Here is a 6,502-nt window from a genome sequence, read left to right as displayed (position 1 = left end):
GATCCATTCGGATTTTTTCGAATAACAGCACTCTTGATTTTGCCATTGATACGGTGTAAGCCATTTGCTCTAACGAGACCTAGTTTTGGCAATCGAATCACATGGTTATCCACAACAGAAATATTATTGTTCACACAATTTGATTTGTAACTATGTTTAGGGTTTTTCTTCGATTTGAATCGAGGAAACTTTGTTTGTTTTTTGAAGAATCTTGAAAATGAATCGTTTAAATCCGCAGAAGTGTAAAGTAAGCTTGTGCTTTCAGCAGACTTTATGAATGGAAATTCTAATTTCATAGCTTTAATCAAGTAGTTCATGCCGAATTTACCGATAAAATCACCACCATTTTTATGGCGTTCAATTTGCATAGAGAGTAATTGATTGTACACAAAGCGATTGATATGGAAATTAGATTCGATGAATTCGATTTGTTTTTGAGTAGGATATAGTTTGATTTTGATTCCTTTAAGTTTCATTATGATCCATCTCCTTTAATCGTTGGTCGTCAATATACTTTGCAATAGCATATTCATTTGTCGTTCCAATACTTTCAACAAAATAGCTAGGCGACCAAAATTGTCTATCCCCTTCTGGCTTCCCAGAATTGGTTTTCAGTTCTGGATGCAGTTGGAAAATCTTCCGAGCACTAATCCCTTTTAGCCAACGAACAATATTGGTGACGGAAAGTTTTGGTGGTGCACTAACGAATAAGTGAATATGGTCATCAAGGCCAATCTCCATGTGAGATATGGTGAAACCATATTCATCGGCAATATCATATAATAATTGTTTTAAATCTGTTTCAATTTGACCCTTTAATACTTTGTTTCGATATTTGGTTCCCCAAATGAGATGGTAGTTTAAATTGTATACAGAAGTTCTACCATACGTAAAACGTTTATTGTCTTTCATATCAACACCTCTATATAATTATACCATTACCATATGTGAATCGAAAATAAAAAGAACGGGAATTCATCTCGGCATTAAAATACCGAGTTTCCTTCCCGTTTAATTAAAAAGAGCCTATTGGTTTGGGGAACCAATAGGCCGGAGTAAAAATGAAAAAGTGTTAGGGTTGTCTTTAATAAGACTTTGTTGGTATGAAATGACTATACCAATTAATTGTGAACAAATTATGAACAAATTCCTCGCTTTTACTTAAGGTGTTTCTTTTCAGCATCAAGTTGCTCAGATAACTGTTGGACAATCTGTGTGAGTTCTGCGACTTGTTCACTTAAACGATGCAGCTCACTTTGTTGTTCTTGTTCTTCGAGATCACTTTGATCATCTCGTTGTTTGGTCTGTTTGTCTTTAAAGTAATTGGTAATCGTTGAGGTCAACATCCCGATAAAGCCAATCCCAAACATCATCGTAACTGCCGCAATCACTCTACCCCAAGGTGTTTGGGGAACAATATCGCCATAACCTACTGTCGTCATCGTTACAATGCTAAACCAAATACTGTCGACATAGCTGATATTTTCCACGATACTATAAAAGCCACTTCCTACAAAGACAATACACGCACTAGCGTAGAGCGCATAAATAAATCCATTACGATACAAAATACTATTTTTATTCTGGCCAAGCTTAGCTAATAAATTGATAATCCGAAAAATTCGATTGGCACGTGACAAAATTCCAATATTTAATAAGTTCAAAGGAATAATGGCTAGTAGATTAAAGATATTATCAAGGATATACTTGCGCTTTTTAGGTGCACGAATAAACCCAATAATATAGCTGACTGTAAAAATCAGCAAGATTCCTTGATCTAAATAGACATACGGGACCTGATCGATATTGATCATGCCTGATAAACTCAAGATAAATAAGGCAATCCAAAAAAGGGTCAGCGTAAAATCACCAAAAACATATACTCGATGTAATCGTTTTTTTAACACGATAGCCTCACATCCAACTCTATTTTTTTGTCCCCATTCCCCTTTTAGTTGTAGTATAGCACAAAAAAAGAGAATGCGTATTTCGTCTTCGAAACGTCCGAAGACGCCGACAAAATACCATTCTCGTGGGTTTGGCACCCATGGGACGTGAGGGGTTCGAACCCACGACCCGCTGATTAAGAGTCAGCTGCTCTACCAACTGAGCTAACGTCCCTAAAATGAATACTTGCTTATCTTACACCCCCACTTTTAAAAAGTCAATCGCTATCTTTTATTTCATAACGCGAATTATCCCACTAATAATAGTAGGAAAAAAATTTATTATCGTTATTTTATTTATTTTCAAAAGATATTTTTGATAAATTACACTTTTTTTAGCCGTTATTTTAGTAGTTTACTTTACAAAAAAGTCAGTGCCTTGTTTAAGTACTTTTGGCAAAACACGAATGAAATCTACACAATATCCACAACGATCCTTGTTTTACTATTGTCAAGAAAAAAACAGCTTTTGACTAAAAATAAATCTCGATTTTTCGAGCATTTTTTAGTTCCTTTTTTGCTGAATTTATGATTAAATGGAATATGTTGAATCATTTCAGAACAGATCTTTAATTGGTCTGATCGGCAAAACATTTTTAGAATTTTTTCGTGTTATCGAATAATTGAACAAACCGCACCACTTATATTCAAACACTACCGAAACACAAGTTATTGTGTTTCTTTTTTATTACAGACACAATATCTAGTGTTTTGAGGTTGACTTTACTTTCTTTTTCGACTAATATTTTTTATATCAACTAGACAGAAATTTTTCTTAGGGGGAAACGATTATGAACGTTAAATTATTCTCAAAAAACAACTGCATGCAATGTAAAATGGCGAAACGCTTTTTAACTGAAAACAATGTTGCATTTGAAGAAATCAACATCGATGCACAACCAGAATATATTGATATGTTAAAAGAACAGGGATTCCAAAGCGTGCCCGTTGTCACTTCAGATAACAGCTCAGCCATCATTGGTTTCCGTCCTGATCAATTAAAACAATTAGCTAGCTAATTCGTTTAACTTTTTTATTTGTTGGATTTGTCGGTCTTACGACTACAAGTCCACCTTTTTTATTTTATTTTACGTAAAGGTGTGTGGAATCATGAGTTTAAACTCTTTAACTGATGTTAGTTATTTTAAACTAAATAACGAAATCAACCGACCTGTTAACGGTCAAATCCCCTTGCATAAAGACAAGGAAGCATTAGCAGCATTTATCAAAGAAAATGTTGAACCAAATACGAAAACTTTTGCTTCAATCAAAGAAAAAGTGGCCTTTTTAACGCAAGAAGATTATTTAGAAGAAGAATTTTTAGCAAAGTATTCTCCTGAATTTATCGAACGCTTATACACCTTTTTAGATGAACAACAATTTGAATTCAAGTCATTTATGGCTGCCTATAAATTCTATTCACAATACGCATTAAAAACCAACGATGGTGCTTATTATCTAGAAGCTTATGAAGATCGCGTGGCGTTTAATGCGTTGTATTTCGCTGATGGAAACGAAGAACTTGCTTTAGCGTTAGCGGACGAAATGATCCACCAACGCTATCAACCAGCAACTCCTTCTTTCTTAAATGCGGGGCGAAAACGCCGTGGTGAATTAGTCTCTTGTTTCTTGATCCAATTAACCGATGATATGAATTCAATCGGTCGTGGGATCAACTCGGCTTTACAATTATCTCGTATCGGTGGCGGTGTCGGAATCACTTTATCCAACTTACGTGAAGCAGGCGCGCCAATCAAAGGCTATGAAGGTGCCGCTAGTGGCGTGATGCCCGTTATGAAATTGTTTGAAGATAGCTTTAGCTACTCTAATCAATTAGGTCAACGTCAAGGTGCAGGTGTTGTGTATTTAAACGTCTTCCACCCGGATATTATGCCGTTCTTATCTGCGAAAAAAGAAAATGCTGATGAAAAAATTCGAGTAAAGACACTTTCTTTAGGTGTCTTAGTACCAGATAAATTCTATGAACTAGCACGTAAAAACGAAGATATGTATTTGTTTAGTCCGTACAGCGTTGAACGTGAATACGGTATTCCTTTTTCTTATATCGACATTACGGAAAAATACGACGAATTGGTGCAAAACCCAAGAATTCGTAAAACGAAGATCAAAGCACGTGACTTAGAAAATGAATTGTCTAAATTACAGCAAGAATCTGGCTACCCTTATATCATCAACGTGGACACTGCCAATCGCGCCAATCCAGTTGCAGGTAAAATTATTATGAGTAACTTATGTTCAGAAATCTTGCAAGTTCAAGAACCATCTGAGATCAATGGCAAACAAGAATATGAAGTATTAGGTACGGATATTAGTTGTAACTTAGGTTCAACCAATATCGTCAACTTAATGGATAGCCCAGACTTTGGACGTTCTGTACGTACGATGACACGCGCGTTGACGTATGTGACCGATGCGTCAGATATCGACGTTGTACCTTCGATCCAAAACGGAAATCGTTTAAACCATACGATCGGTCTTGGTGCAATGGGTCTACACACCTACTTTGCGAAAAACCAAATGGAATACGGATCAAAAGATTCTCTAGAATTTACGGATATCTATTTCATGTTGTTAAACTACTGGACGCTTGTTGAAAGCAACCAAATCGCCAAAGAACGTAATGAAAGCTTCCATAATTTTGAGCAATCAAAATATGCGGATGGCTCTTACTTCACACCTTATATCGAAGCCGATTATCAACCAAAATCAGATAAAGTAAAAGCTTTGTTTGAAGGGATCCACATCCCTACTGGTGACGATTGGAAAGCTCTATCTGAAGCGATTCAAAAAGATGGCTTGTACCATCAAAACCGTTTAGCCGTTGCACCAAATGGTTCGATCTCTTACATCAATGATACCAGTGCAAGCTTACATCCGATCACTCGCTTGATCGAAGAACGTCAAGAAAAGAAAATCGGAAAAATCTACTATCCAGCTGCACACTTATCAAACGATACGATTGGCTATTATAAATCAGCCTATGATATGGATATGCGTAAGGTCATCGACGTCTACGCTACTGCACAACGCCATATCGACCAAGGTATGAGTATGACGCTCTTTATGCGCTCTGATATTCCTGAAGGCTTGTATGAATGGAAAACGACAACCAAACAAACGACACGTGACTTAAATATCTTACGTCACTATGCTTTTCATAAAGGGATCAAATCCATTTACTATGTACGTACCTTTACCGATGATGCAGAAGAAATTGGCAGTAACGATTGTGAGAGCTGTGTGATTTAATCACGCACTCTCTCTTTTAATGAACAGGAGGACCTTTTATGTCTGAAACTTACTATAAAGCAATAAACTGGAATGCCATCGAAGATATTATTGATAAATCGACTTGGGAAAAATTAACGGAACAATTTTGGTTAGATACACGTATTCCCTTATCGAATGATTTAGATGATTGGCGTAAACTAAGCGCTGAGGAAAAAGAACTTGTGGGCTATGTCTTTGGGGGCTTAACACTTTTAGATACCTTACAGTCTGAAAATGGGATGGATGAATTAAAAAAAGACGTGCGCACGTCTCATGAAGAAGCCGTGTTAAACAACATCCAATTTATGGAATCTGTCCATGCAAAAAGTTATTCATCGATCTTTAGTACATTAAACACAAAAGCTGAAATCGACAATATCTTTGAATGGACGAATACAAACCCTTACTTACAAAAAAAAGCTGAGCGCATCAACGAGATCTATAAAAATGGAACGCCATTAGAGAAAAAAATCGCCAGTGTCTTTTTAGAAACATTTTTATTTTACTCTGGCTTTTATACGCCTTTGTATTACCTTGGAAACAATAAACTAGCGAACGTTGCCGAAATCATTAAACTAATCATCCGTGACGAGTCTGTCCATGGAACCTATATCGGCTATAAATTCCAATTAGGTTTTAATGAACTACCAGAAGACGAACAAGCAAGTTTAAAAGACTGGATGTACGAATTGCTTTATGAGTTATATGAAAATGAAGAAAAATACACCGAACAATTATACGATGGAATCGGTTGGACTGAGGAAGTGAAAACCTTCTTACGTTACAATGCCAATAAAGCCTTGATGAACCTTGGTCAAGATCCATTGTTCCCAGATGGTGCCAGCGATGTGAACCCAATCGTGATGAACGGGATCTCTACTGGAACCAGTAACCATGACTTCTTCTCACAAGTTGGTAATGGCTATCTATTAGGTAGTGTTGAAGCGATGCAAGAAGACGATTATTTAATCGGAATGGAATAAGCAAAAGCAGTTTCTCTATGAGAAGCTGCTTTTCTTCATTTATTTATCGACAAAAAAAGCCTTCCTTTTTCAAGGAAAGCTTTTTTGAACTCAACAGAATTACTCTGCAGCGTTTTGATCTTTGAGACCGTATTTTTTGTTGAAACGATCCACACGTCCGTCTGCTTGAGTGAATTTTTGACGTCCAGTATAGAATGGATGAGAGTCAGAAGTTACTTCGACACGGATTACTGGGTAAGTGTTTCCGTCTTCCCATTCCATAGTTTCTTGTGAGTGTTTAGT

Annotated in this window: 7 protein-coding genes and 1 tRNA gene; 3 read left to right on the top strand and 5 right to left on the bottom strand. The window is 36.5% G+C overall.

Annotated elements, in window-relative coordinates:
- The 4 genes from QZ413_RS04515 to QZ413_RS04500 form a co-directional block, all read right to left on the bottom strand.
- Positions 1-476 (bottom strand): transposase (locus tag QZ413_RS04515; RefSeq protein WP_297076906.1); only part of this gene is annotated, 476 nt, incomplete at its 3' end.
- Positions 466-912: an IS200/IS605 family transposase gene (gene tnpA, locus QZ413_RS04510; protein ID WP_297076904.1), complete on the bottom strand. Its 447-nt coding sequence runs from the start codon at positions 910-912 to the stop codon at positions 466-468. The genes tnpA and QZ413_RS04515, both read right to left, overlap by 11 nt.
- A gap of 245 nt (positions 913-1,157) precedes the next feature.
- Positions 1,158-1,907 (bottom strand): ion channel, encoded by a 750-nt coding sequence (locus tag QZ413_RS04505; RefSeq protein WP_297076901.1) that lies wholly within the window; start codon positions 1,905-1,907, stop codon positions 1,158-1,160.
- A gap of 141 nt (positions 1,908-2,048) precedes the next feature.
- A tRNA-Lys gene (locus QZ413_RS04500) sits at positions 2,049-2,121 on the bottom strand.
- 616 nt (positions 2,122-2,737) lie between these two features.
- On the opposite strand from QZ413_RS04500, the gene nrdH reads away from it, so the two are divergent.
- The 3 genes from nrdH (at position 2,738) to nrdF (ending at position 6,220) form a co-directional block, all read left to right on the top strand.
- Complete coding sequence (gene nrdH, locus QZ413_RS04495) at positions 2,738-2,965, top strand: glutaredoxin-like protein NrdH (RefSeq protein ID WP_297076900.1); 228 nt, start codon at positions 2,738-2,740, stop codon at positions 2,963-2,965.
- A gap of 91 nt (positions 2,966-3,056) precedes the next feature.
- The gene (gene nrdE / locus QZ413_RS04490) at positions 3,057-5,216 is read left to right on the top strand and encodes a class 1b ribonucleoside-diphosphate reductase subunit alpha (protein WP_297076898.1); all 2,160 of its coding nucleotides are present in this window, start codon (positions 3,057-3,059) and stop codon (positions 5,214-5,216) included.
- Positions 5,217-5,254: 38 nt separating this feature from the next.
- Positions 5,255-6,220, top strand: coding sequence for a class 1b ribonucleoside-diphosphate reductase subunit beta (nrdF, locus tag QZ413_RS04485; RefSeq protein WP_297076895.1), 966 nt, complete (start codon positions 5,255-5,257; stop codon positions 6,218-6,220).
- 99 nt (positions 6,221-6,319) lie between these two features.
- Here nrdF and QZ413_RS04480 read toward each other — a convergent pair.
- Positions 6,320-6,502 (bottom strand): type B 50S ribosomal protein L31 (locus QZ413_RS04480; RefSeq protein ID WP_297076893.1); only part of this gene is annotated, 183 nt, incomplete at its 5' end.

The organism is uncultured Enterococcus sp. (assembly GCF_913775425.1).
In the GTDB taxonomy this organism is placed as follows: domain Bacteria; phylum Bacillota; class Bacilli; order Lactobacillales; family Enterococcaceae; genus Enterococcus_G.
The sequence above is the reverse complement of the archived record's forward strand: the minus strand, read 5'-3'. Positions and strand labels throughout refer to the sequence as shown.

Bases quoted from the DNA above. Each gene is read 5' to 3' on its own strand.
- nrdE (WP_297076898.1), top strand. From the start codon at position 3,057: ATGAGTTTAAACTCTTTAACTGATGTTAGTTATTTTAAACTAAATAAC.
- nrdF (WP_297076895.1), top strand. From the start codon at position 5,255: ATGTCTGAAACTTACTATAAAGCAATAAACTGGAATGCCATCGAAGAT.
- tnpA (WP_297076904.1), bottom strand. From the start codon at position 912: ATGAAAGACAATAAACGTTTTACGTATGGTAGAACTTCTGTATACAAT.
- nrdH (WP_297076900.1), top strand. From the start codon at position 2,738: ATGAACGTTAAATTATTCTCAAAAAACAACTGCATGCAATGTAAAATG.